Annotated in this window: 26 protein-coding genes; 20 read left to right on the plus strand and 6 right to left on the minus strand. The window is 69.2% G+C overall.

From position 1 onward, the window contains the following. Positions 1–18: 18 nt before the first annotated feature. Together Q7W82_RS05530 and Q7W82_RS05535 are read right to left on the minus strand one after the other, a co-directional pair. Positions 19–582, minus strand: a complete 564-nt coding sequence (locus Q7W82_RS05530) for a DUF1415 domain-containing protein (protein WP_242159650.1) — start codon at positions 580–582, stop codon at positions 19–21. Positions 583–598: 16 nt separating this feature from the next. Then, the gene (locus Q7W82_RS05535) at positions 599–1528 is read right to left on the minus strand and encodes a LysR family transcriptional regulator (protein WP_242159652.1); all 930 of its coding nucleotides are present in this window, start codon (positions 1526–1528) and stop codon (positions 599–601) included. Positions 1529–1671: 143 nt separating this feature from the next. Here Q7W82_RS05535 and Q7W82_RS05540 point away from each other — a divergent pair, with 143 nt between their 5' ends. From Q7W82_RS05540 to salA, 6 genes are all read left to right on the plus strand, one after another. After that, on the plus strand, positions 1672–2856 hold the full coding sequence (locus Q7W82_RS05540) for a muconate/chloromuconate family cycloisomerase (protein WP_242159654.1): 1185 nt from the start codon (positions 1672–1674) through the stop codon (positions 2854–2856). Positions 2857–2858: 2 nt separating this feature from the next. Continuing rightward, positions 2859–3149: a muconolactone Delta-isomerase gene (catC, locus tag Q7W82_RS05545; RefSeq protein ID WP_242159655.1), complete on the plus strand. Its 291-nt coding sequence runs from the start codon at positions 2859–2861 to the stop codon at positions 3147–3149. A gap of 76 nt (positions 3150–3225) precedes the next feature. After that, positions 3226–4164 carry a catechol 1,2-dioxygenase gene (gene catA / locus Q7W82_RS05550; protein WP_242159656.1) on the plus strand — a complete coding sequence of 313 codons (939 nt, stop codon included), beginning with the start codon at positions 3226–3228 and terminating at the stop codon, positions 4162–4164. Positions 4165–4327: 163 nt separating this feature from the next. Next, complete coding sequence (locus Q7W82_RS05555; protein WP_242159657.1) at positions 4328–5521, plus strand: outer membrane protein transport protein; 1194 nt, start codon at positions 4328–4330, stop codon at positions 5519–5521. A gap of 19 nt (positions 5522–5540) precedes the next feature. Then, positions 5541–6260, plus strand: coding sequence for an alpha/beta hydrolase (locus Q7W82_RS05560; protein ID WP_242159658.1), 720 nt, complete (start codon positions 5541–5543; stop codon positions 6258–6260). Positions 6261–6283: 23 nt separating this feature from the next. Beyond that, positions 6284–7570 carry a salicylate 1-monooxygenase gene (gene salA, locus Q7W82_RS05565; protein WP_242159659.1) on the plus strand — a complete coding sequence of 429 codons (1287 nt, stop codon included), beginning with the start codon at positions 6284–6286 and terminating at the stop codon, positions 7568–7570. 393 nt (positions 7571–7963) lie between these two features. Here the strand turns inward: salA and Q7W82_RS05570 are convergent, their stop codons facing one another. Beyond that, positions 7964–8446: a YajQ family cyclic di-GMP-binding protein gene (locus tag Q7W82_RS05570; protein ID WP_242159660.1), complete on the minus strand. Its 483-nt coding sequence runs from the start codon at positions 8444–8446 to the stop codon at positions 7964–7966. Between the two features lie 299 nt (positions 8447–8745). Between Q7W82_RS05570 and Q7W82_RS05575 the strand changes: the two genes are divergently transcribed. From Q7W82_RS05575 to Q7W82_RS05595, 5 genes are all read left to right on the plus strand, one after another. Continuing rightward, the gene (locus Q7W82_RS05575; RefSeq protein ID WP_242159661.1) at positions 8746–9642 is read left to right on the plus strand and encodes a DMT family transporter; all 897 of its coding nucleotides are present in this window, start codon (positions 8746–8748) and stop codon (positions 9640–9642) included. Between the two features lie 98 nt (positions 9643–9740). Further along, a complete protein-coding gene (locus tag Q7W82_RS05580) occupies positions 9741–10748 on the plus strand; it encodes a methionine ABC transporter ATP-binding protein (RefSeq protein WP_242159662.1) in 1008 nt (335 codons plus the stop codon). Beyond that, positions 10745–11440 carry a methionine ABC transporter permease gene (locus Q7W82_RS05585; protein WP_242159663.1) on the plus strand — a complete coding sequence of 232 codons (696 nt, stop codon included), beginning with the start codon at positions 10745–10747 and terminating at the stop codon, positions 11438–11440. The genes Q7W82_RS05580 and Q7W82_RS05585 overlap by 4 nt, the downstream gene beginning before the upstream one ends. A 228-nt stretch (positions 11441–11668) precedes the next feature. Beyond that, complete coding sequence (locus Q7W82_RS05590) at positions 11669–12472, plus strand: MetQ/NlpA family ABC transporter substrate-binding protein (RefSeq protein ID WP_242159664.1); 804 nt, start codon at positions 11669–11671, stop codon at positions 12470–12472. A 13-nt stretch (positions 12473–12485) separates the two neighbouring features. Further along, complete coding sequence (locus Q7W82_RS05595; protein ID WP_242159665.1) at positions 12486–13049, plus strand: DUF1453 domain-containing protein; 564 nt, start codon at positions 12486–12488, stop codon at positions 13047–13049. 122 nt (positions 13050–13171) lie between these two features. Here the strand turns inward: Q7W82_RS05595 and Q7W82_RS05600 are convergent, their stop codons facing one another. Further along, positions 13172–13801, minus strand: coding sequence for an OmpW family outer membrane protein (locus tag Q7W82_RS05600; protein ID WP_242159666.1), 630 nt, complete (start codon positions 13799–13801; stop codon positions 13172–13174). A gap of 257 nt (positions 13802–14058) precedes the next feature. Between Q7W82_RS05600 and Q7W82_RS05605 the strand changes: the two genes are divergently transcribed. After that, positions 14059–14517: a DNA-deoxyinosine glycosylase gene (locus Q7W82_RS05605; RefSeq protein WP_242159753.1), complete on the plus strand. Its 459-nt coding sequence runs from the start codon at positions 14059–14061 to the stop codon at positions 14515–14517. A 164-nt stretch (positions 14518–14681) separates the two neighbouring features. Here Q7W82_RS05605 and Q7W82_RS05610 read toward each other — a convergent pair whose 3' ends face one another. Continuing rightward, positions 14682–15425: a hypothetical protein gene (locus Q7W82_RS05610; protein WP_242159667.1), complete on the minus strand. Its 744-nt coding sequence runs from the start codon at positions 15423–15425 to the stop codon at positions 14682–14684. 210 nt (positions 15426–15635) lie between these two features. On the opposite strand from Q7W82_RS05610, the gene aceF reads away from it, so the two are divergent. The 3 genes from aceF to Q7W82_RS05625 all read left to right on the plus strand — a co-directional run bounded on the left by aceF (position 15636) and on the right by Q7W82_RS05625 (position 19668). After that, positions 15636–17390, plus strand: coding sequence for a dihydrolipoyllysine-residue acetyltransferase (gene aceF / locus Q7W82_RS05615; protein WP_242159668.1), 1755 nt, complete (start codon positions 15636–15638; stop codon positions 17388–17390). Between the two features lie 132 nt (positions 17391–17522). After that, positions 17523–19322, plus strand: a complete 1800-nt coding sequence (gene lpdA, locus Q7W82_RS05620; protein ID WP_242159669.1) for a dihydrolipoyl dehydrogenase — start codon at positions 17523–17525, stop codon at positions 19320–19322. Between the two features lie 43 nt (positions 19323–19365). Continuing rightward, positions 19366–19668: a hypothetical protein gene (locus tag Q7W82_RS05625; protein ID WP_242159670.1), complete on the plus strand. Its 303-nt coding sequence runs from the start codon at positions 19366–19368 to the stop codon at positions 19666–19668. Positions 19669–19759: 91 nt separating this feature from the next. Here Q7W82_RS05625 and Q7W82_RS05630 read toward each other — a convergent pair whose 3' ends face one another. After that, on the minus strand, positions 19760–20572 hold the full coding sequence (locus Q7W82_RS05630) for a hypothetical protein (RefSeq protein ID WP_242159671.1): 813 nt from the start codon (positions 20570–20572) through the stop codon (positions 19760–19762). 446 nt (positions 20573–21018) lie between these two features. On the opposite strand from Q7W82_RS05630, the gene Q7W82_RS05635 reads away from it, so the two are divergent. The 5 genes from Q7W82_RS05635 (at position 21019) to Q7W82_RS05655 (ending at position 23696) form a co-directional block, all read left to right on the plus strand. Further along, a complete protein-coding gene (locus Q7W82_RS05635) occupies positions 21019–21384 on the plus strand; it encodes an ATP synthase subunit I (RefSeq protein WP_026143249.1) in 366 nt (121 codons plus the stop codon). A gap of 26 nt (positions 21385–21410) precedes the next feature. Continuing rightward, complete coding sequence (gene atpB, locus Q7W82_RS05640) at positions 21411–22205, plus strand: F0F1 ATP synthase subunit A (RefSeq protein WP_242159672.1); 795 nt, start codon at positions 21411–21413, stop codon at positions 22203–22205. 77 nt (positions 22206–22282) lie between these two features. After that, the gene (atpE, locus tag Q7W82_RS05645) at positions 22283–22582 is read left to right on the plus strand and encodes a F0F1 ATP synthase subunit C (RefSeq protein WP_010340497.1); all 300 of its coding nucleotides are present in this window, start codon (positions 22283–22285) and stop codon (positions 22580–22582) included. Positions 22583–22696: 114 nt separating this feature from the next. Continuing rightward, positions 22697–23167, plus strand: coding sequence for a F0F1 ATP synthase subunit B (locus Q7W82_RS05650; protein ID WP_017910291.1), 471 nt, complete (start codon positions 22697–22699; stop codon positions 23165–23167). 1 nt (position 23168) lies between these two features. Continuing rightward, a complete protein-coding gene (locus tag Q7W82_RS05655) occupies positions 23169–23696 on the plus strand; it encodes a F0F1 ATP synthase subunit delta (protein WP_017910292.1) in 528 nt (175 codons plus the stop codon). The last annotated feature ends 140 nt before the right edge of the window (positions 23697–23836 follow it).

Below are 23836 nucleotides of genomic sequence, written 5' to 3' on the forward strand. Positions count from 1 at the left end.
ATCCCGAATCCCGAATGCCTAATCCCGGCCGTCAAGCGCCCGCTTCCAGCCCTCCAGCCCCAGCTTCTCCAGGGTCTGGAGATTGCGCTCGACGATCACGTCCGCGTCCGGGAAGGCGGCCACGGCGCGTTCCACGCTGTCCTCGCGCAGCAGGTGCAGGGTGGGGTAGGGCGCGCGGTTGGTGTAGTTGCCGATGTCGTCCGGCGCGGTGCCGGCGAACTGGTACTGCGGATGGAAACTGGCCACCTGCAGGATGCCCTGCAGGTCCAGCGCCTCGACCGCGGCGTCGGCGTTGTCGAGGAAGTCGTTGTAGTCCAGGAAGTCCTGCAGCACGTCCGGGTGCACGATCAGGGTGGTGTCGATCTGCTCGGCCGGCGTGTCGCGCAGCAGCACCAGTTCCTCGGCCAACTGTTCGAGCAGCGCCTCGGGCGTGCTCGCATCGCTGAGCACGTAGCGGATCTGCTGCTTGACGTGCACGGCCTTGGCGAACGGGCACAGGTTCAGGCCGATCACCGCGCGTTCCAGCCAGCGGCGGGTGTCGCCCAGGTAGTCGGGCGCGTCGCCGGGGATTTCGTCGTGCATCGGTCGCTGCAGTGGCCTAGGGGAGGTGCAGGCGATTGTAGGCGGTGTCCAGCCACGCCGGCGTTTCCGCGTACATCGCGCGGATCAGCTGCTTGATCAGCGGCAGCAGTTCGGAACTGTCGTTGCGGCGGTGGCTGAGGATGATCGGTGAGGTGGCGTGTTCGTCGTCGAGCAGGCGGTAGTGCAGGTCGCGGCGCAGCACCCGCACCGAGGCCGGGATGACGCACAGGCCCATCTCCGCGGCGACCAGGCCCAGTGCGGTCTGCAGTTCGCGCACCTCCTGCACTGCCAATGGGCGAATGCCGCGGTCGCGCAGCAGCGACAGCACCTGGTCGGCAAAGCTCGGCCGCGGCTGGCTGGGGTACACGATCAGGCGCTGCGCGGTGAGCGCGTCCGGCGCCAGCGGGGCGTCGGACGCGGCCAGCGGATGCTCCATCGGCAGCGCGACCACCAGGCGTTCCTCGCGCAGCACGAAGCGCTCCACCATGTCGTCGTCGTGGCGGATACGGCCGATGCCCAGGTCGATGCGGCCGGTCTTCAGCGCCTCGATCTGCTCGCCGGACATCAGTTCCAGCAGACGGATGTCCAGTTCCGGGCGCTGCTGGCGCAGGCGCCGCACCAGCATCGGCAGGCCGCCGTAGAGCGCGGAGGCGACGAAGCCGATCGCGAACACACGCTGCTCGCTGCGGCCGATCCGGCGCGCGGCGTCCTGCATCTGCTCGACCCGGCCCAGCACCTGCAGCGCTTCTTCGTAGAACAGCTTGCCGGCGTCGGTCAGCCGCAGCGGGCGGCTGCTGCGCACGATCAGGCGCGTGCCCAGTTGCGCCTCCAACTGCTGGATCTGCCGGCTCAATGGCGGCTGCGCGATGTGCAGCCGCTCGGCGGCGCGGGTGAAGTTGCGCTCGCGGGCGACGGCGACGAAGTAGCGGAGTTGGCGCAGGTCCATCGGAGGTTGGTGCTCGTTCGGGTATGTTGCGCCGCAATAAACGCAGAAATGAAGCGGTTAGCACGGACAAAATACCAAAAAGGTATGGAACGAGACCAACAGAGTCTTGGACGTGGTCGCGCGGCCGGCGCAGTGTGGTCCGCATGGACCCGTCGCCGATCCCCAACCGCCGCACCGCCCCCACCGTCGAGCGCGTCGAGACCCTGCTGCTCGACCTGCCGACCATCCGTCCGCACCGCCTGTCGGTGGCGACCATGCAGGGGCAGACCCTGATGCTGGTGCGCCTGCACTGCTCCGACGGCGTGGTCGGCCTGGGCGAAGGCACCACCATCGGCGGCCTGGCCTACGGCGCGGAAAGCCCGGAAGGCATGAAGCTGGCGATCGACCGCTACCTGGCGCCGCTGCTGGCCGGCGCCGACGCGACCGCCGTGCAGGCGCTGATGCAGCGCATCGGCAAGCAGGTCAGGGGCAATCATTTCGCCAAGTGCGCGGTGGAGACCGCGCTGCTGGACGCCCAGGGCAAGCGCGTCGGCCTGCCGCTGTCCGAGTTGCTGGGCGGGCGCCTGCGCGAGCGCCTGCCGGTGGCCTGGACCCTGGCCTCGGGCGACACCGCGCGCGACATCGCCGAGGCCGAGCACCTGCTGGACCTGCGCCGGCATCAGGTGTTCAAGCTGAAGATCGGCGCGCGGCCACCCGCCGAGGACATCGCCCACGTGGCCGCGATCAAGCGTGCGCTGGGCGCGCGCGCGGCGGTGCGGGTCGACGTCAACATGGCCTGGAGCGAGGCCGAGGCGGTGCGCGCGCTGCCGGCGCTGGCCGATGCCGGCTGCGAGCTGGTCGAGCAGCCGGTGGCCTCGCGCGAGGCGATGCAGCGGTTGATGCAGCGTTTCCCGCTGGCGTTGATGGCCGACGAGATCCTGGCCGGGCCGGAGAGCGCGTTCCTGGCGGCGCGGGCGCCGGCGGCCGACGTGTTCGCGGTGAAGATCGAGCCGTCCGGCGGGCCGATCGCCGCGCAGAAGGTCGCCGCCATCGCCGAGGCGGCCGGCATCGGCCTGTACGGCGGCACCATGCTGGAAGGGCCGATCGGCACCATCGCCTCGGCGCAGGTGTTCGCCACCTTCCCGCAGCTGCAGTGGGGCACCGAACTGTTCGGGCCGCTGCTGCTGACCGAGCCCCTGCTGACCGAGCCCCTGCGCTACGCCGACTTCCACCTGCAGCTGCCCACCGGCCCCGGCCTGGGCATCGCGCTGGACGAGGCGCAAGTGCAGGCCTTCCGCCGCGATCGCGGCCGCAGCGTGGTGGCGGTCGGCGCCACCATGGAGGACTGACCATGCTGTTCCACGTGACCATGGACGTACAACTGCCCGCCGACATGCCGCCCGAGCGTGCCGAGCAGCTCAAGCGCGACGAAAAGGCGCGCTTCCAGGACCTGCAGCGCGACGGCCGTTGGCGGCACATCTGGCGGGTGGTCGGGCAGTACGCCAACGTCAGCATCTTCGACGTGGCCGACAACGCCGAACTGCACGCGCTGCTGCTGTCGCTGCCGTTGTTCCCCTACATGCGCATCGCGGTCACCCCGCTGTGCCGCCACCCCTCGTCGCTGTACGAGGACGATCGCTAGTTCCGCTGCGGACGCTCCCTCGGGAGGGGACGTGTCTCGGCCGCCATCGCCACCACGAGAAAGGAAGGGCATCACCATGAGCGTCAAGATCTTCGCCACCCCCGATGTGCAGGCGTTCCTGCGCCAGGTCAGCGGGCTGGACATGCCGGGCGGCACGCCACGGGTGAAGCAGATCGTGCACCGCGTGCTGTCGGATCTGTTCCGCAGCATCGACGAGTTGGAGATCACGCCGGACGAGTACTGGGCGGCGATCGCCTGGCTCAACGACCTGGGCGCGGCCGGGCAGGCCGGCCTGATCTCGCCCGGGCTGGGCCTGGACCACTTCCTGGACCTGCGCCTGGATGCCATCGACGCGGCACTGGGCATCGACAATCCGACCCCACGCACCATCGAAGGACCGCTGTACGTGGCCGGCGCGCCGGTGGCGCACGGCGTCGCCCGGCTCGACGACGGCAGCGACGCGAACGGCCACACCCTGGTCATGCACGGCACCGTGTACGGCGCCGACGGCCGCCCGCTGCCTGGCGCCAGCGTCGAGGTCTGGCATTGCGACACGCGCGGCTTCTATTCGCACTTCGATCCCACCGGCAAGCAGGCGCCGTTCAACATGCGCCGCACCATCATTGCCGACGACAACGGCCAGTACCGCTTCCGCAGTATCGTGCCCAAGGGCTACGGCGTGCCGCCGGGCAGCCCGACCGAACGGCTGCTGTTCGCGCTCGGCCGGCATGGCCAGCGCCCGGCGCACATCCACTTCTTCGTCGGTGCCGACGGCCACCGCAAGCTGACCACGCAGATCAACATCGCCGGCGACCCGCTGGTCGACGACGACTTCGCCTATGCCACCCGCGACGGCCTGGTGCCGGCGATCGTGGAGCACCGCGATCCGGCCAGCATCGCCGCCAACGGCGTGGACGGTCCGTTCGCCGAGATCGCCTTCGATTTCCACCTGACCCCGCTGGTCGACGGCGTCGACAACCAGGCCAATCCGGCGCGCCGCCGCGCGGCCGCCTAGCCGACCGCGCACCGCGGCCACATCGCGGCCGCGGCGCAGCATCCAACGCCGTCTTCGGTTTCTGGCACCCGCTGCCGCCGACATCTCCGGTGGCGGTACGGATCCCTGCGTGCCGCCGCACGGCGGCCGCATCCACGTATCGGCTCGGAGGGAGGGCCCGATCATGCAACAGTTCCAAGATGCATCGCGCCGTGGGGCGCAGCGGTACGGCAAGCAGCGATGGAGCACGCTGCTGTGGACCGTGGCCGCGGTGTCCGGCGTTGCCGCCGCCAACAACGGTGTGGCCTTGCCCGGCTACGGCGCACAGACCCAGGGCTTGGCCGGCACCTCGATCGCCTTGCCGCTGGACGCGGCGGCCTCGGCCAACAACCCGGCCTGGATGGGCGCGGTCGGCGACCGCATCGATGCCGACCTCACCCTGATCTCGGCGCCGGTGCGCAGCCAGGTCGGCACGGCGCGCTACAAGGACGATGCGCTGATCCCGGTGCCGACCGCCGGCTACAACCGCCAGCTCAACGACGACCTGAGCCTGGGCGTGTCGGTGTTCGGCCATGGCGTGGCGCTCGACTATGGCACCCCGGTCTACGGCAGCCACGACACCCTGTCCAAGCTGCAGCAGGTGGTGCTGGCGCCGACCCTGGCCTGGCGCGTGGGCGAGCACCAGTACCTGGGCGTCTCGCCGCGGCTGGCCTACCAGCGCCTGCACATCGCCGGCCTGGAAGGCATCGGCTTCCAGTCGGCCGGTGCCGACGCCGCGTACGGCTATGGCGTGGCGCTGGGTTGGTATGGCCAGTTGGCGCCGGGGTTGAACGCAGGCGTCACTTGGTCAAGCCGCATCCGCTTCGGCCGCCTGCAGCGCTACCGCGGGCTACTGCCGGAAGGCCATCTAAACCTGCCGCAGCAGGCCGGTGCCGGCCTGGCCTGGCAGGCCAGCGACGCGCTGACCCTGGCCGCCGACTGGCTGTGGATCGACTGGTCCGGCGAGCGCGCCTATGGCAACCGCATCGACCAGGGCGGGGCGCTCGGCGATGCGGACGGCCCCGGCTTCGGCTGGCGCAGCCAACGCATCGTCCGATTCGGCGCCGACTACCGCCTCAACGATGCCTGGTCGCTGCGGCTTGGCTACTCGCGCGCCAGCCAGCTGATTCCCGACAGCCAGGCGCAGCTCGCGGTGCTGGCGCCGCTGGCGCAGTACCGCCACTACGCGCTGGGTGCGACCTGGCGGCTGTCGCCGCAGCTGTCGCTGAGCGGCAGCGTCACCCACGCGCCGGGCGGCGCGGTCGCCAGCGGCGGCGTGCAAGCCGGCACCTGCGATCTGACCTATCTCACCTTCGGCCTCGGCTGGACCTTCCGCTGAGCCATACGGAGACGATCCCATGCAAACCTATCTGTTGCTGCACGGTTCCTGGCACGACGGCCACGCCTGGGACGGCGTCGCCGCCCATCTGCGCGCGCACGGCGTGCAGGTGCATGCGCCGACCATCGCCGGGCATGGCGCCGGCGCCGATAAGCGCGTCTCCCATGCCGACTGCGTGGCCTCGGTGGTGGACTACGTGCGCCGCCACGACCTGCACGACCTGGTCGTGCTCGGCCACAGCTGGGGCGGCAGCATCGTGCAGCGCCTGGCCGAAGAGGAGCCGGAGCGCTGCAAGCGGCTGATCTTTCACAACGCCTTCGTGCTGCGCGACGGCGAGGCGCTGTTCGACCTGCTGCCGCCGCATTACCAGGCGCTGTGGAAGAACGCGGTCGATGCCGACGGCGGCATCATGCTGCCGTTCCCGATCTGGCGCGACGGCTTCATCGGCGACGCCGATCTGGCGCAGGCGCAGCAGGCCTACGCGCAATTGAGCCCGACGCCGGCGCGCAGCCATTTCGACGCGGTGCCGCTCAAGCGCTTCCACGAATTGCAGATCCCGCGCAGTTGGCTCTACGCCACCGACGACGTGGCCCTGCCGCCAGGCGAGTACGGCTGGCATCCGCGGCTGAGTGCGCGCCTGGGCGCCTACCGGCTGGTCAGCCTGCCGGGCAGCCACGAAGTGTGTTTCAGCGCGCCCGCGCTGCTGGCCGACAAGATCCTGCTGGCCGGCCGCGATTGACGATCCCCATCGGAGAACGCCAGATGACTCCTGCATCCCCCCTGCGCATCGGCATCGTCGGCGGTGGCATCGCCGGCGTCGGCCTGGCCCTGGGCCTGTGCCGTCACCGCCATCTCGACGTGCAGTTGTTCGAATCGGCGCCGGCCTTCGGCGAGATCGGTGCCGGCGTCTCGTTCGGCCCCAACGCGGTGCGCGCGCTGGCCGGGCTGGGCATGGGCGAGCCTTATGCCGACCTCGCCGACCGCACCCCCGCACCATGGCAGGACGTGTGGTTCGAATGGCGCCGCGGCGAGGACGCGCGGCTGTTGGGGCAAACCCTGGCGCCCGGGGTTGGCCAGTCGTCGGTGCACCGCGCCGATTTCCTCGATGCGCTGGCCACGCGTCTGCCGTTCGGGCTGGCCCGCTTCGGCAAGCGCGCGGTTGCCGTGGAGCAGGACGCCGATGCGGCGCGCGTGCGTTTCGCCGACGGCAGCCAGTACGAAGGCGACGTGCTGATCGCCGCCGACGGCATCAAGTCGGCCTTGCGCGGCGAGGTGCTGCACGCGCTCGGCCACGCGCCGGCGGCGCCGCGCTTCACCGGCACCTGCGCCTATCGCGGCCTGATCGACGCCGCGCGCTTGCGTGCCGCTTTCGCCGCGCGTGGCGTGGACGCGCACCTGGTCGACGTGCCGCAGATGCTGCTGGGCCTGGACGCGCACATCCTCACCTTCCCGGTGAAGCAGGGCCGGCTGATCAACGTGGTGGCCTTCGTCTCCGACCGCAGCGACCCGGCGCCGCAATGGCGTGCCGGCCAGGCCTGGGTACGCGAAGCCAGCCGCCGCGAGATGCTGGAGGCGTTCGCGCACTGGGGCGAAGCGGCGCGCACCCTGCTGGAGTGCATCGACACGCCCACCCACTGGGCGCTGCACGATCTGGCCGAGCTGCTCGGCTACGTGCACGGGCGGCTGGCGCTGATCGGCGATGCCGCGCACGCCATGCTGCCGCACCAGGGCGCTGGCGCCGGGCAGGGGCTGGAAGATGCCTATTTCCTGGCGCAACTGCTGGCCACGCCCGGCCTGACGCGCGGCGATCTGCCGGGCCTGCTGCAGGTCTACGAGCGCCTGCGCCTGCCGCGCGCCTGCCGCGTGCAGCGCACCTCGCGCGAGGCTGGCGAACTGTACGAACTGCGCGATCCGCAGGCCGGTGCCGATGACGCGCGGCTGGCACAGACCCTGGCGCAGCGCTTCGACTGGATCTGGACGCATGACCTGGAGGCCGAGGTCGCGCAGGGGCGGCGGATGCTGGTCGCGGGCGTCACCGCGGGCGGTTAGACAGGGACTGCGGCGGGTGGCATCGGCCGCACGCGGCGTGGAGACGGTGGTGCGGCTGGCTTGTGCCGCCCTGTTGCGACGCCCCGGACGTCCATCTCGCAAGCGGCGCAACGGTCAGGAAGCGTTCCGGTCGCCATGCCGGGATGCCCGCACCTGCGCTGGCCGGATGGCATGCGCAGGTCGCTGCATGGAGTGCAGGCCGTTCTTCTGCAACGCTGTCGAAGGCGAGGCGAGCAGGTACTGCACCAGGTCGTTGGGCGAGGCGCAATTGCGTGCATCCACGCATCCCGGCCACGACATCGTGCGGTCGCGTACAAGACGACCCGTCGGCATGCGGTGGTCGTCTTGCACCCTGGCAAAGGCGTGGTGCGCGAAGCGTCTGCTCGGCCGGCTTCAGTCGCGGAAGTTGTCGAACTGCAGCGGCAGCTCGAAATCGCTCTTCTTCAGCAGCGCGATCGCGTCCTGCAGGTCGTCGCGCTTCTTGCCGCTGACCCGCAGCTTGTCGCCGTTGATCTGCGCTTCCACCTTGAGCTTGGCCTCCTTGAGCGTGGCCACGATCTTCTTGCTCAGCTTCTGCTCGATGCCTTGCTTGACGGTGATCTTCTGCCGGGCGCCGGCCAGGTTGGTCTCCACGTCGCCGAACTCCAGGCAGCGCACGTCGATGCCGCGGGCCAGCAGGCGCGCGCGCAGGATGTCGGTCATCTGCTTGACCTGGAAGTCGCTGGGCGCCGACTGCGTGATGACCTGGTCGTCCAGTTCGAACTTGGCTTCCACGCCCTTGAAGTCGAAGCGCGTCGACAGCTCGCGGTTGGCCTGGTCGACGGCATTGGTCAGTTCGTGCTTGTCGACTTCGGACACGATATCGAAGGAAGGCATGGGTGGGTCCTCGGCAAAGATGCCTATCGTAAGACGTGCGGGCGAGGAGTGGGGCGCGGCAGGTGGGAAGTGGCAGCGCAGGTGTCGCAGGGGCTGGCACGTGCAGGGTGGGGTGGATGTCGGTTCCGGCGCGTTGCGCAATGGCATGCGTTGGTGGGCGCCGCGCGTCGCGACTGAAGTCGCTCCCACAAGAAGCGGCATCGGCCGGTGCGCCGGCTGGGGCCATGTGGGAGGGACTTCAGTCCCGACGCGATGAGCCCGGTACCACGCACATCGCCGATCGCGGCGATAATGCGCCGATGCCCAACTCCCGTTCCAATGCCGTCGCCGCCGCATGGATGATCGCCGCGGTCGCGTTCTTTTCGCTGATGGATGCGTCGATGAAGCAGCTCAGCGCGCACTATCCGGCGCTGCAGGTCGCGGCGCTGCGCGGCGGCGCCTCGCTGCCGTTCGTGCTGGTGTGGGTGCTGGCCAGCGCCGGGCCGCGCGCTATCTGGCCGGTGCGCTGGGGATTGCATCTGCTGCGCGGCGTGCTCGGCATCGCCATGATCGGCTGCTTCGCCTGGGCCTTGCGCAGCCTGCCGCTGTCCACCGCCTACACCATCTACTTCGTCGCGCCGCTGCTGGTGGCCGCGCTGTCGGTGCCGCTGCTGGGCGAATACGTGGGGCCGCGGCGCTGGGCGGCGATCGGCGTCGGCCTGGTCGGCGTGCTGGTGGTGCTGCGCCCCGGCATGGACGGGTTCGTCTCGCTGCCGGGGTTGATGGTGCTGCTGGCGGCCGTCGCGTACGCGGTGGCCTCAGTGCTGGTCAGCCTGCTGGCGCGCACCGACACGCCGCAGTCGCTGGTGGTGTGGTTCCTGCTGCTGATGGCGCTGGGCGCCGGCGCCCTGGCGCTCCCAGACTGGACCCCGCTGCGCGCGGCCGACGCCGGCTGGATCGCCGGCATGGGCCTGGCCGGGGCGCTGGGCCAGGTGGCGCTGACCCAGGCGTTCCGCCGCGGCGACGCCTCGCTGGTCGCGCCGCTGGAATACAGCGGCCTGCTGTGGGTGATCCCCTGGGACTGGCTGCTGTGGCGCAAGCTGCCCGATGCCTGGACCTGGGTGGGCGGGGCGATCATCGTCGCCAGCGGCCTGTACCTGCTGCACCGGGAGCGGATCCGCGCGGCGGCGCATCCGCCGCCGCAGGCGCGACCCTAGCCAACCGCAATGCGCGCCTACGTTAGAATCGAATGGAATAACGCACGCCACCTTGGCCTGCTAGGCTTTGCGCCCCCCGTCGCTGCCGGTCCCGCGCGTTGATCCAGTTCGAGCGCCTGCACAAGTCCTATTCCGTCGCCGGCCATCCGGTCGTGGCGCTGCATCCGCTCGACCTGCGCATCGAGGCCGGCGAGGTGTTCGGCATCATCGGCCATTCCGGCGCCGGCAAGTCGACCCTGATCCGGCTGATCAACCGGCTCGAGGAGCCCAGCGGCGGGCGCCTGATCATCGACGGCGAGGACGTCACCGCGCTGGACCGCGCCGGGCTGCGGACCCTGCGCCAGCGGGTGGGCATGATCTTCCAGCACTTCAACCTGCTGTCCTCGCGCACGGTCGCCGGCAACGTCGCCTTCCCGCTGGAACTGGCCGGTACGCCGCGCGCCGAGATCGACGCGCGGGTGGCCGAGCTGCTGGAGCGGGTCGGGCTGGCCGCGCATGCCGGCAAGTACCCGGCGCAGCTGTCGGGCGGGCAGAAGCAGCGCGTCGGCATCGCCCGCGCCCTGGCCACGCGGCCGCGGATCCTGCTGTGCGACGAGGCCACCAGCGCGCTGGATCCGCAGACCACCGCCTCAGTGCTGGCGCTGCTGGCGCAGATCAACCGCGAGCTGGGCCTGACCATCGTGCTGATCACCCACGAGATGGAAGTGATCCGCCGGGTCTGCGACCGCGTGGCGGTGCTCGATGCCGGGCACCTGGTCGAGAGCGGGCCGGTCACCGAGGTGTTCCTGCATCCGCAGCATGCGACCACCAAGCGCTTCGTCTCCGAGGCCGAACACGTCGACGAGGCCGAGCTGTACCGCGATTTCACCGCGGTGGACGGGCGCATCCTGCGGCTGACCTTCCTCGGCACCGACACCTACGCACCGCTGCTCGGGCGCGTCGCCCGCGCCACCGCGGTGGACTACAACATCCTGTCCGGGCGCATCGACCGGATCAAGGACACCCCCTACGGCCAGCTCACCGTGGCCTTGGTCGGGGGCGACATGGATGCGGCGCAGGCCGAGTTCGTCGCTGCCGGCGTGCACGTGCAGGAGTTGCGCCGATGAGTCCGTTCGCCACCGCCGCCACCGGCTTCTTCCGCAATCTCGATGCCGGCAAGTGGAGCGAGATCGGCCGCGCCACCGTCGATACGCTGCTGATGCTCGGCGGCTCGCTGCCGCTGACCCTGCTGATCGGCCTGCCGCTGGGCGTGCTGCTGTTCCTCACCGGCCCGCGCCAGACGCATCAGAAGCCGCTGCTGTACGGCAGCCTGGCGCTGGTGATCAACGTGCTGCGCTCGGTGCCCTTCATCATTTTGATGATCGCGATGATCCCGCTGACCCTGTGGGCGATGGGCACCTCGCTGGGCGTGCGCGGCGCGATCCTGCCGCTGGTGGTGGGCGCGGCGCCGTTCTACGCGCGGCTCGTGGAGACCGCGCTGCGCGAAGTGGACCGCGGCGTGGTCGAGGCCAGCATGGCGATGGGTGCGACGACCTGGCAACTGGTGACGCGGGTACTGCTGCCGGAAGCGCGGCCTGGGCTGATCGCCGGCGCCACGGTGACCACCATCGCCCTGATCGGCTTCACCGCCATGGGCGGCGCGATCGGCTCCGGCGGCCTCGGCGACCTGGCCTACCGCGACGGCTACCAGCGCTCGCATGCCGACGTGGCCCTGGTGACGGTGGTGATCCTGCTGTTGCTGGTGCAGGCGCTGCAGATGCTCGGCGATCGCCTGGTCGCGCATTACAGCCGGCGCTGATGTCCCGCGCGCCGGCGTAGGAGCGGCGCGTGTCCCCGCGGCGGGATCAGCCGCGACCGCTGGCGCCAGAGCGGGCGCGGTGCCGGATCGCACACGCCGGGACGAGCGCCGCGCCTGCGCCAGGACGCACTCCCCGGCCTTTCGCCGCAGTGCGAGGCCAGGTCTGCTAGCGTGCTGACAGACCTGGCCGCTGCCCTTCTCCTTCCCCACGTTTCCCGGATACCTGCCATGACCCGATTCCCGTTCCGCCTCCTGCTCGCCAGCGCCGTGCTCGTCCTCGGCGGCTGCGGCAAGCCCGATGCCGGTGCCGCCAGCGACCACCTCAGCGTCGCCGCCACCGCGGTGCCGCACGCCGAGATCCTGGAGGTGGTCAAGCCGATGCTGGAGCAGCAGGGCGTGACCCTGGACGTGCGCGTGTTCAACGACTACGTGCAGCCCAACGACCAGGTGGTGCAGAAGCAGATCGACGTGAACTACTTCCAGACCGAGCCCTACCTGCAGGCCTACAACCGCGACCGCAAGAGCAACCTGGTCACCGTGGTCGGCGTGCACATCGAGCCGTTCGGCGCCTATTCGCGCCGGTACACGTCGCTGGACGCGCTGCCGCAGGGCGCCGACGTGGTGATCCCCAACGATCCCAGCAACAACAGCCGCGCGCTGATCCTGCTGGACAAGGCCGGCGTCATCAAACTCAAGGATCCGAGCAACGCGCTGTCCACGCAGCGCGACATCGTCGCCAATCCCAAGCAGCTGAAGTTCCGCGAGCTGGATTCGGCGATGCTGCCGCGGGTGCTGGACCAGGTCGACCTGGCGCTGATCAACACCAACTACGCGCTCGACGCCGGGCTCAATCCGACCCGCGACGCACTGGCGATCGAGAGCAAGGATTCGCCCTACGTGAACTTCCTGGTCGCGCGTCCCGACAACAAGGACGATCCGCGCGTGCAGAAGCTGGCCAAGGCGCTGACCAGCCCGGAAGTGAAGGCCTTCATCCAGCGCAAGTACCAGGGCGCGGTACTGCCGGCGTTCTGATCGGCCCACGCGCATGCCGTTGCTGCTGGCCATTCCGCTGGCGATCGTGATCGCCCTGGCGGTGACCGCGGTGCTGTTGCCGCTGTCGCTGCTGCAGCGATTCCGCATGGGCACGGCACGGCGCCAGGCGCGCGGCTGGCTGGTCGCGGTGCAACTGTGGTCGGCGCTGCTGTCCAGCGTGATGTTGCTGGTGTTCGCGCTGATCGCCGGGCACTGGTGGCCGGACGCTGCCACGTACGCGTTGGCGGGCTGGGGCATCGGCGTGCTGCTGGGGGCGCTCGGCAGCGTCGCCACCCGCTTCGAACCGCTGCCGCACGGCCTGCATTACACGCCGAACCTGTGGTTGGTGCTGGGCATGACCGCGTTGGTGGCGATCCGCATCGGTGCCGGGGTGTGGCAGGGCTGGCGTAGCCTGGTCGATGGCGCCACGTGGCCGGCCGAGGGCTGGATGAGTCATGCGAGCCTGCTGGCGGCCGCGGCCTTGTTGCTCGGCTATGCCTGCGCCTACGCTTGGCTGTTGCGGCGTCGCCTGCGCCGCTACACCCGCTACCGCGGTTTCGATCGCTCGCCGCGCTGAAAGCGGCCGCGCCTGCGGGCACACGCCATGCCGTTTCCGCTGGCGCGCGTTTGATCCAGCGCATGCACAAAAACAAACGGGCCCTTGCGGGCCCGTTTGCATTACGACTGAAGACGGAACGCTTAGAAGCGCGCGCCGACGCCGAAGCTGAACAGCCACGGATCCAGCTTCAGGTCTTCGCCGGTGCCTTCGCCGGCCACCTTCAGCTCCGGACGCGAGTGCATGTAGCGCGCATCGGCACGGGCGAACCAGGTGGAGTTGATGTTCATGTCCACGCCGACGGTGCCGATGGCGCCCTTGGCGGTGTCCAGGCTGACGTGCTGGTCGGCGTTAAGGCCGGCGAGCTTCTCGTTGCTGAAGTTGGACTCGTAGTAACCGACGCCGACGAACGGACGGAACACGTTGTCCGCCTGGCCGAAGTGGTACTGGCCGCTCAGCGCGATCGGCTGCTGCTCGACGGTGCCGACCTTGCCGATGCCATCGGCCTTGACGCGGTGGTTGAACTTGTCGGCAGCGCCCCACAGTTCGACCGCCCAGTTGTCGTCGATCAGCCAGCTGGCGCTGATGGTCGGCGCCGGGCCGCCATCGACGTCGAGGCCGGCGGCCGGCTTGGAATGCGGGTCGAGCAGGGTCGCGCTGCCGACGACGGAGAAGTGCTTGCCGGAAGCGGTATCGGCATCCTGTGCGAATGCGGCGGGCGCAAACGCAAGGGCGGACACGACAGCCAGGCTCAGGATCTGAATGGACCGCATGGGGTATCTCCTCATCTTTTTCTTGTGGGGCCACGGGAGTGGGCGCGCACACCGTATCGATGAGAAGATGAATCGTCGCCGACCCTCGCCGGACGAATGCAGGCGACGTTCAGGCACCCGCGCCTGAGGCTTGAAATAACGAGGTTTTAAGACTTTTGGCCGTTCATCCTGATGCGCGCGATGTGACGACGCAGCCGCTGTTGCAGGGCCTGCCCGCGCAGATACGCGACGATTGCCGGGTGCTGGTGCTCGGCTCCATGCCCGGCGTGGCGTCGTTGCAGCAGGCGCGCTACTACGCGCATCCGCGCAACCGGTTCTGGCCACTGATGGCGGCGTTGTGCGACTTCGATCCGGCGCTGGACGCTGCAGCGCGGGTGCAGGCGCTGCATGCGGCCGGCGTGGGCCTGTGGGACGTGATCGGCCAGTGCCGGCGCCGCGGCAGCCTGGACGCGGCGATCGTGCGCGGCAGCGAAGTGCCCAACGCCTTGCCCGAACGCATCGCGCAGTTGCCGCAGCTGCGCGCCATCGCCTGCAACGGCGCGGCGGCGGCGCAGGCGTTCGCGCGCTTCGTGCAGCCGCAGTTGCCGCTGCGCGATCCGCCGCTGGTGCTGTTGTCGCTGCCATCCAGCAGCCCGGCCAATGCCGCCTTCGCCTGGCCGCGCCTGCTGCAGGCGTGGTCACCGCTGCAGCAATGGCTGCGCGCCGATGGTCGGTGATTTAATGGCGCCCCCACAGGCGGCACCTGTGTAGGGGCGGCTTCAGCCGCGACGAGGCGCTGTCTCGACAACGCGCTGTCGCGGCTGAAGCCGCTCCTACGCGAGACGGCGCGCTGTGTGGCAACAACAGGTGATTGGCACTGCGCTGACGTTGCGCCGATGGATCAGCGTCGCACGCGCAGGCGCAGCCACAGCGTCTGCAGCGCCAGCACGGCGGCGAGCAGCAAGGCCACCCACGCCGCGGTCTGCGCACCGGCCAGCGTGCTCTCGGCCTGCTTGACGTAGACCGCCGCCAGCGCCCACAGCGCCGCCGCCGCATAGGCGAGATTGCCGCGCATCGCCCGGTTCATGGCCAGCAGCAGCGCCGCCGCCAGCGCGAACAACACCAGGCTCCACGGCAGCATCCGCTCGGTCGGCAGCCAGCGGTAGGCCACGATCACCTGTGCGGTGTTCAAGAATGCGGCCAGCGACAGCCAGCCGGCGTGCAGCGACAGCGGCAGCCAGGCCCACAGGGTCTGGCCGGGTTCGGCCGCCGGATCGCGCGACAGCCGCAGCGCGGCCAGCAGCATCGCCGCCAGCGCGGTCCAGATCACCGCCAGCGCCACCAGGAAGTGCTGCTGGGAGAACACCGGCATCCACGCCGCGGTCAGCGCGAAGCCCAGCGCCGCCGGTGCCCGCACCTGCGCCAGCGCGCTGCCGCGGCGGCGCCGCGCGCTGCATTGCCACAGGCCGAAGGCCAGGTCGAGCAGGAAGATCACGCCCCAGATTGCGAAGGCGTAGCCGGCGGCGACGATCAGGGTCGGGTAGCGGTCGGAAATGGCGCCATTGGTGGGGCCGAATGCGCCACGTTGCCCGAACCAGGCGACCAGCGGCATCGCCAACGCCATCAACAACACCAGGATCCGCATGCCTGCCCTCCGGAAATCTGCGGTGAGCCTAGCGGCGGTGCCGTGAAGGCGGCGCGCCGGCGCTGGTGCGCAACATGCGCCGGCGTACTGTCCGCCGGCAGCGGCGCCGGGTACAGGCGATCGGGCTTTTTTGCCCGGCAAAGGTTGGCGCTGCGGCTGCGGGCCGCCACAATAGGGGTTTCCCCCTCATTAGTTGCCGGAGTTGCCCGCATGGCCGAAATCAAGGAAGCACTTGTCCCCGATATCGGTGACTACAGCGACGTCCCGGTAATCGAAGTGCTGGTGGCCGTCGGCGACACGGTGAAGAAGGACCAGAGCCTGGTCACCCTGGAATCGGACAAGGCGACGATGGAAGTGCCGTCGCCGTTCGCCGGCGTGGTCAAGGAGATCAAGGTCAAGGTCGGCGACAGCCTGTCCGAAGGCAAGGTGGTGGCGCTGATCGAAGTGGCCGAGGGCGGTGCCGGCGCCGCACCCGCCGCGCCTGCGGCCGCCAAGGCCACCCCCGCGCCGGCCCAGCAGGCCGCCGCCCCGGCCGCCGCGCCCGCGCAGAATGCGGTCAAGCCGGCCCCGGCCGCTGCCGCGCCCGCCGGCGTGGTCGAGGCGCGGGTGCCGGACATCGGCGACTACAGCGACGTGCCGGTGATCGAGGTGCTGGTCGCGGTCGGCGACACGGTCAAGAAGGACCAGGGCCTGGTCACCCTGGAGTCGGACAAGGCGACGATGGAAGTGCCCTCGTCGGTGGCCGGCGTGGTCAAGGAACTCAAGGTCAAGGTCGGCGACAGCCTGTCCGAGGGCAAGGTGGTGGCGCTGATCGAAGTGGCCGGCAGCGATGCCGACGCGCCGTCCGCATCCGCGGTCCAGCCCAGCGCCGAGACCGGCGGCGGCGTGGAGCCGGTGCCGGCCTCGTCGGCGCCGGACAAGCTGGCCCAGCGCGAGATCGCCCAGGTCCAGGCCACGGCGACGGCCAAGGCGGCCGCGCCGTCCGCCACCCAGAGCAGCCCGCCGGTGGCGTTCGACGCCGACAGCGTGCTGCCGCAGAAGGTGCCCTACGCCAGCCCGGCGGTGCGCGTGTTCGCCCGCGAACTCGGCGTGGACCTGTTCCAGGTCAACGGCTCGGAGCAGGGCGGCCGCATCACCAAGGATGACGTGCAGCGCTACGTCAAGGCGGCGCTGTCCGGCGCCGCGCCGGCCGCTACCGGGGCCGCGCCTGCCGCGGGCGGCAACGGCCTGAACCTGCTGCCGTGGCCGAAGGTGGACTTCGCCAAGTTCGGCGAGGTCGAGGTCAAGCCGCTGTCGCGGATCAAGAAGATCTCCGGCGCCAACCTGGCGCGCAACTGGGCGATGATCCCGCACGTCACCCAGTTCGAGCAGGCCGACATCACCGACCTGGAAGCCCTGCGCGTGGCGCTGAACAAGGAGAACGAGAAGGCCGGCATTAAGCTGACCATGCTCGCCTTCCTGCTCAAGGCCAGTGCCGCGGCGCTGAAGCAGTTCCCCGAGTTCAACGCCTCGCTCGACGCCAGCGGCGAGAACCTGACCCTGAAGAAGTACTTCCACATCGGCTTCGCCGCCGACACCCCGAACGGGCTGGTCGTGCCAGTGATCCGCGACGTGGACAAGAAGGGCGTGGTCGAACTGGCGCGCGAGAGCGGCGAACTGGCCAAGAAGGCGCGCGACGGCAAGCTCGGCCCGGCCGACATGAGCGGCGGCTGCTTCTCGATCAGCTCGCTCGGCGGCATCGGCGGCACCGCCTTCACCCCGATCGTCAATGCGCCGGAAGTGGCGATCCTGGGCGTATCCAAGTCCTCGATCCAGCCGGTCTGGAACGGCAAGGAATTCGCCCCGAAGCTGCTCCTGCCGCTGTCGCTGAGCTACGACCACCGGGTCATCGACGGCGCCGCCGCGGCGCGTTTCACCACCTACCTGAGCCAGGTGCTGGCGGACATGCGCCGCGTGCTGCTGTAAGCCCTGTCGTCACGGCGCCGCGTCCGTCGCGGCGCCGGTTTTCCCCCACCTGCGCGCGCCGCCTGTTTGCGCGGTCGCGCCGACGAACTGCAAATGCCTCTCGCCGCGGCGAGGGGTCACAGGAGAAGCTGCATGGCGGTCATTGAGGTCAAGGTCCCGGATATCGGCGACTACAGCGACGTTCCGGTCATCGAGGTGCTGGTCGCCGTCGGCGACACGGTGAAGAAGGATCAGGGCCTGGTGACGCTGGAGTCGGACAAGGCCACGCTGGAAGTGCCGTCCGCGGCCGCCGGCGTGATCAAGGAACTGAAGGTCAAGCTCGGCGACACCCTGTCCGAGGGTGCGGTGATCGCGCTGCTGGAGACCGCCGATGGCGCCGCCGCAGGCGCGCCTGCCGCGGCCCCGGCCGAGGTGCCGGCCAGCAAGCCGCCGGTGGCGCCGTCGCACCGCGCGCCGGCCGAGCCGCCGGCGCCCAAGCCGGCCCTTGCCAGCGGCAAGCCCGCCGACATCGAATGCAAGATGGTGGTGCTCGGTGCGGGCCCCGGCGGCTACACCGCCGCGTTCCGCGCCGCCGACCTGGGCCTGGATACGGTGCTGATCGAGCGCTACGCCAGCCTCGGCGGCGTCTGCCTCAACGTCGGCTGCATTCCCTCCAAAGCGCTGCTGCACGCGGCCGCGGTGATCGACGAGGTCGCCCATGCCGGCGACTTCGGCGTGGACTTCGGCAAGCCCAAGATCACCCTGGACAAGCTGCGCGAGTACAAGGAGAAGGTGGTCGGCAAGCTCACCGGCGGCCTGGCCAGCATGGCCAAGCAGCGCAAGGTGCGCACCGTCACCGGTGTGGCGTCGTTCGTGTCGCCGAACGAGTTGGAAATCGTCGGTGCCGACGGCACGACCCAGCTGCTGCGCTTCGAGCACTGCATCGTCGCCGCCGGGTCGCAGGCGGTGAAGCTGCCGAACTTCCCGTGGGACGACAAGCGGGTGATGGACTCCACCGACGCGCTGGAACTGCAGGAGATCCCCAAGACCCTGCTGGTGGTCGGCGGCGGCATCATCGGCCTGGAAATGGCCACCGTGTACAGCGCGCTGGGCAGCAAGGTCACCGTGGTCGAGTTCATGGACCAGTTGATGCCGGGCGCCGACAAGGACCTGGTCAAGCCGCTGGCCGACCGCTTGAAGAAGCAGGGCGTGGAGGTCCATCTCAAGACCAAGGCGGCCGAGGTCAAGGCCGACAAGAAGGGCATCACCGTGACCTTCGAGGCCGCCACCGCGGGCGAGACCCCGGCGCTGGCCGCCACCACCTACGACCGCGTGCTGGTCGCGGTGGGCCGCGCGCCCAACGGCAAGAAGATCGGCGCCGACAAGGCCGGCATCAACGTCACCGAGCGCGGCTTCATTCCGGTCGACCGGCAGATGCGCACCAACGTGCCGCACATCTTCGCCATCGGCGACATCGTCGGTAACCCGATGCTGGCGCACAAGGCCACCCACGAGGGCAAGCTGGCCGCGGAAGTGGCTGCCGGCGAGAAGAAGGAATGGGTGGCGCGAGTGATCCCGTCGGTGGCCTACACCAACCCGGAGATCGCCTGGGTCGGCGTCACCGAAACCGAGGCCAAGGCCAAGGGGCTGAAGGTCGGCGTGGCCAAGTTCCCGTGGGCGGCCAGTGGCCGCGCCATCGGCATCGGCCGCACCGAGGGCTTCACCAAGCTGATCTTCGACGAGGAGACGCACCGCATCATCGGCGGCGCGATCGTCGGCGTGCACGCCGGCGACCTGCTGGCCGAGATCGGCCTGGCGATCGAGATGGGCGCCGAGGCCGAGGACATCGGCCACACCATCCACGCGCATCCGACCCTGAGCGAGTCGGTCGGCATGAGCGCCGAGGTCTACGACGGCACCATCACCGATCTCTACATCCCCAAGAAGAAGTGATGTCCTGAGCGACCGCGCCGCCGCGCGCGGTGCGGTCGCGGCCATGGTGGACCGACGCAGGGAGGTCGAGGTGGGGCAGGGCACGCTATGTCCGGAACTGCAGGCGCTGCTGCAGCGCGAACTCGCCGCCGGCAACCGCATCGCCGAGCCGCCGCGGCGGACCGACTGGCCGCATCCCGGCTCGGTCTTCGTGTCGCTGAAGCGCGACTTGCGCAGCGACGTGGCGTCGCTGCCGGCGTCGCTGCAGCATGCGATCTGCACCGACCCGCACTACGGCTGGCACGACGAGTGCTACTGCACGACGCACCGGCACCTGCTGGTGGCCGGTGCGACCAAGCCGCCCTGAGTCCGCTGCGTCGGCAACATGGCACGCCAGCAGGAACGCAAAAGGCCCGCACATGGCGGGCCTTTCGCTTGTAGCGCGCGTGGATCGTCGATCAGAACGCGAAGGTCACGCCCGCGACCGGGCCCTTGAACTCCTGCTTCAGGCCGACGCTGGCGTTGTCGCGCTTGCGGTCCACGTCCAGCTTGAACCAGTCGTAGCCGGCGAAGATGCCGAAGTTGCGGGTGAAGCGGTACTCGACGATGGCGTTGGCGCGGCTCAGGTCGCCGTCGTAGTCGCCGAAATCGCCCCACTTGGTGTTGAGGTACTGGCCCTGGATGTTGAACAGCCAGTGCTCGCTCGGGTGTGCGGTGAAGCGCAGGCCGACCACCGGCGCGGCGCCGTCTTCGCTCTCGTCCAGGAAGGTGCCGGTGTAGACCGGACCCAGGTCGGCGTAGGCATTGGATTCCACCTTGGCCCACTCGGCACCGATCTGCAGGCCCATGCTGAACTGCGGGTTGTCGATCACCGAGTAGTCGTACACCAGGCTCGCCACCTGGTACTTCAGTTCGCCCTTGACGAAGCTGCCCGACGGCACGGTCACGCCGCCCAGGCTGACGTCCTCGCCCAGTTCCTCGCGGCGGTCCTTGTCGAACTTGAAGTAGTCGAAGATCAGGCGCTGGCGGGTGCTGAGGCGGAACACGCCGTCCACGCGCGGCTCCCATTCCTTGCCGCCGAAGTTGAAGTCCTGCGAGCCGGAAATGGCATTGCCGTTGATCACGGCATTGCCGCGCAGGGTGTTCTCGTTGTCGACGTTCATCGCGCCCACACGCAGGGTGAAGCGGTCATCGCCGTCTTCGGCGTGGGCGGGCAGGGCATAAGCGGCGGCGAGCGCGCACGGCAGCGCCAGGGCAAGCAGGTGTTTCATGGGGGACAAGCTCCGTCGTCTTGGGATTTTTTGGATAGGGCGTCGATGGCAATGCCAGCGCGTGGCGTCACTATCCTTAAATCTGCGTCCACCATTCGTGAAAGTATGGTGGCTCGACCCGGCACACGCGTCCCAGAACGCGCAACAAAAGAGCCCCGGCAAGGACCGGGGCTCGGCGGGTCTGCGCTGTGGGCCGACGAGGATGGGCGCAGTCCCTGTCCGATCAGACAGGGCAGTGGACAGAAAGTTCCCCCGCAAAGACGTGCTGCGACGCCGCATTCGGTGCCGGTGGCGGACGGCCGCCGTGCTATCGTCTACGAGCGGACGGGCCTGCGGACGCCGTCAGGACCCTTGGCGGTTGTCTCGCAAATTGTCCCATTGCTATAATTCCGCGGCTCGACGGACGCGAAGACGTCCTCAATCCACCACCAATTGCAGGATTTTCTGTGCTGAACTCCGTTGATGCGGGTCGGCGGCTGATGCTGCGCGCAGCGATTTACCCGCTGGTGGCGGTGGCCGTGGTGTCCCTGCTGTTCCTGCTGCTGGGACCGAAATACGCGATGGGCGCCGCCGCAACCGGGCTGGCGACCGTGGCAGGGGGATGGCTGGCCGCACGCACCGCGCTCAATGGCGGCGTGCAGGCGGCAGGCTCGGCGCTGGCGCGGTTGATCGTGGCCATGGTGCTGAAGTGGGTGTTGGTGTTCGCGGTGCTGGCGCTGGGCTTTGCCTGGTGGCGGTTGCCTCCTCTGGCCCTGTTGGCGGGTATCGCCGTCGGGCTGATGTTCCAGGTTCTGGCTCTGGCCAGGCGTTGATCGAATCAAGAAAAGGCTCAGGACTCATGGCGGGCGAGGCAGAAACCCCTACCTCCTACATCCAGCACCATCTGCACAACCTCACCTTCCAGGTGCAGGAAGGCGGGTTCTGGCAATTGCACGTCGACACCCTGGTGATGTCGCTGCTGATGGGCCTGCTGATGGTGTTCGGCTTCTGGCTGGCCACGCGCAAGGCCACCGCCGGCGTGCCCGGCAAGTGGCAGGCGTTCGTGGAAATCATGCTGGAGTTCGTCGACCGCCAGGCCAAGGACACTTACCACGGCACCAGCAAGCTGGTGACCCCGATCGCGATCACCCTGTTCTTCTGGATCCTGTTGATGAACCTCATCAAGATGATCCCGGCGGACTTCCTCGCGATCCCGCTGAGCTGGGCCGGCGTGCACTACTGGAAGCCGGTGCCCACCGCCGACGTCAATGCCACCCTCGGCATGTCGATCAGCGTGTTCTTCCTGATGCTGTTCTTCTCGCTGCGCTCCAAGGGCGTGGGCGGGATGACCAAGGAATTCCTCACCGCGCCGTTCGGCAAGTGGATGCTGCCGTTCAACCTGATCCTCAATATCGTCGAATGGCTGAGCAAGCCGGTGTCGCTGGCGATGCGACTGTTCGGCAACATGTTCGGCGGCGAGATCGTGTTCCTGCTGATCTGGGTGCTGGGCGGTGCCGGCATCCTCGGTGCGCTGGCCGGCGGCGCGTTCGGCTTCGGCTGGATGCTGTTCCACCTGCTGGTGATTCCGCTGCAGGCGTTCATTTTCATGATGCTGTCCATCGTGTACCTGAGCCTGGCGGAAGACAGCCACTGACGTTTCTGTTTCACGCGTTCTAAGCAACCCTTCGTTCGATTCACCATCCTCAAGCAACTTTGTTCCTGGAGAAAACCATGTACTTCGCCGTCCTGACCAACCTCGCCCAAGTCCAGAGCTCCACCGTCCTCGCCGTCGGCATCATGATCGGCCTGGCCGCGCTGGGCGCCGGCCTCGGTCTGGCCATCATGGCCGGCAAGTTCCTGGAATCGGCCGCGCGCCAGCCGGAACTGATCCCGGTGCTGCAGGTCCGCATGTTCATCACCGCCGGCCTGATCGACGCCGCGTTCATCATCAGCGTCGCGGTCGGCCTGCTGTTCGCGTTCGCCAACCCGATGATCGGCGAGTTCGTCGCGCGTCTGCCGCAGGGCGGTTGATCCCGTCGTACCGGCGTGCGGTCGCCGCAGGCGGCCGCCGCTACGGATGAAGGTTCGGACGCGTCGCCGTGCTGGCGGCGCGTCCACCCCGTCACCATTGGCTGAGCGTACCCCATGAATATCGGTCTCACCCTCTTTGCCCAGGCGCTGGCGTTCGCCGGTCTGATCTGGATCGTCGCGACCAAGATCTGGCCGCCGCTGATGCAGGCCATCGAAGAGCGCCAACAGAAGATCGCCGAAGGCCTGGCCGCTGCCGATCGCAGCCAGAAGGATCTGGCGCAGGCGCAGGAAAAGGTCAACGAAGCGTTGAAGGACGCCCGCATCAAGGCCAACGAGATCATCGACCAGGCGCATGCGCGCGCCAACCAGATCGTCGAGGCGGCCAAGCACGAGGCGATCGTCGAAGCCAACCGGCAGAAGGAACTGGCCCAGGCCGAGATCGACGCCGCGGCAAACCGCGCGCGCGAGGACCTGCGTCGCCAGGTGTCGCTGCTGGCGGTGAGCGGCGCCGAGAAGCTGCTCAAGCGCGAAATCGACGCCAACGCCCACAAGGCGCTGCTCGACGAGCTGGCGGCGGAGATCTGAGATGAGCCAGGCCCTCACACTGGCGCGTCCTTACGCTCGCGCCGCGTTCGCCGCGGCCAGCGACGCCGGCAAGCTCGCGCCCTGGTCGCAGGCGCTGGCGTTCTCCGCCCAGGTCGCGGCCGACCCGCGCGTGGCCGCGTTGCTGCACAACCCGCTGCTGCAGCGCGAGCAGGCGGTGTCGCTGCTGGCGCCGGAAGCGGCCGACGAGCAGTACCAGCGCTTCCTGAGCCTGCTGGCCGAAGGCCAGCGGCTGCCGCTGCTGCCGGAGATCGCCGGTCTGTACGACCAGCTGCGGGCCGAGGCCGAGCGCGTGGTGCAGGCCAACGTGACCTCCGCGACGGCGCTGAGCGATGCCGAGGTGGCCTCGCTGAAGGTGGCGCTGAAGCAGCGCTTCGGCCGCGAGGTCGAGATCACCACGGCGGTGGACGCTTCGCTGATCGGCGGCGCGGTGATCGACGCCGGCGACGTGGTCATCGACGGTTCGTTGAAAGGCAAGCTCTCGCGTCTGCAGTCCGCATTGGCCCACTAAGAAACGGGAATGGCGAATAGAGAGGAGAGAACCCGGCCCGGCGGCGACGCCACCCGCGATTCCCGATTCCCCATTCCCGATTCTCAAAGAAGCTAACCACACGTCGCCATCCGCCCTTGCGCGATGGACGATCCGAAGGA

The sequence above is a fragment of the Xanthomonas indica genome, from assembly GCF_040529045.1.
GTDB classification, from domain to species: Bacteria; Pseudomonadota; Gammaproteobacteria; order Xanthomonadales; family Xanthomonadaceae; genus Xanthomonas_A; species Xanthomonas_A indica.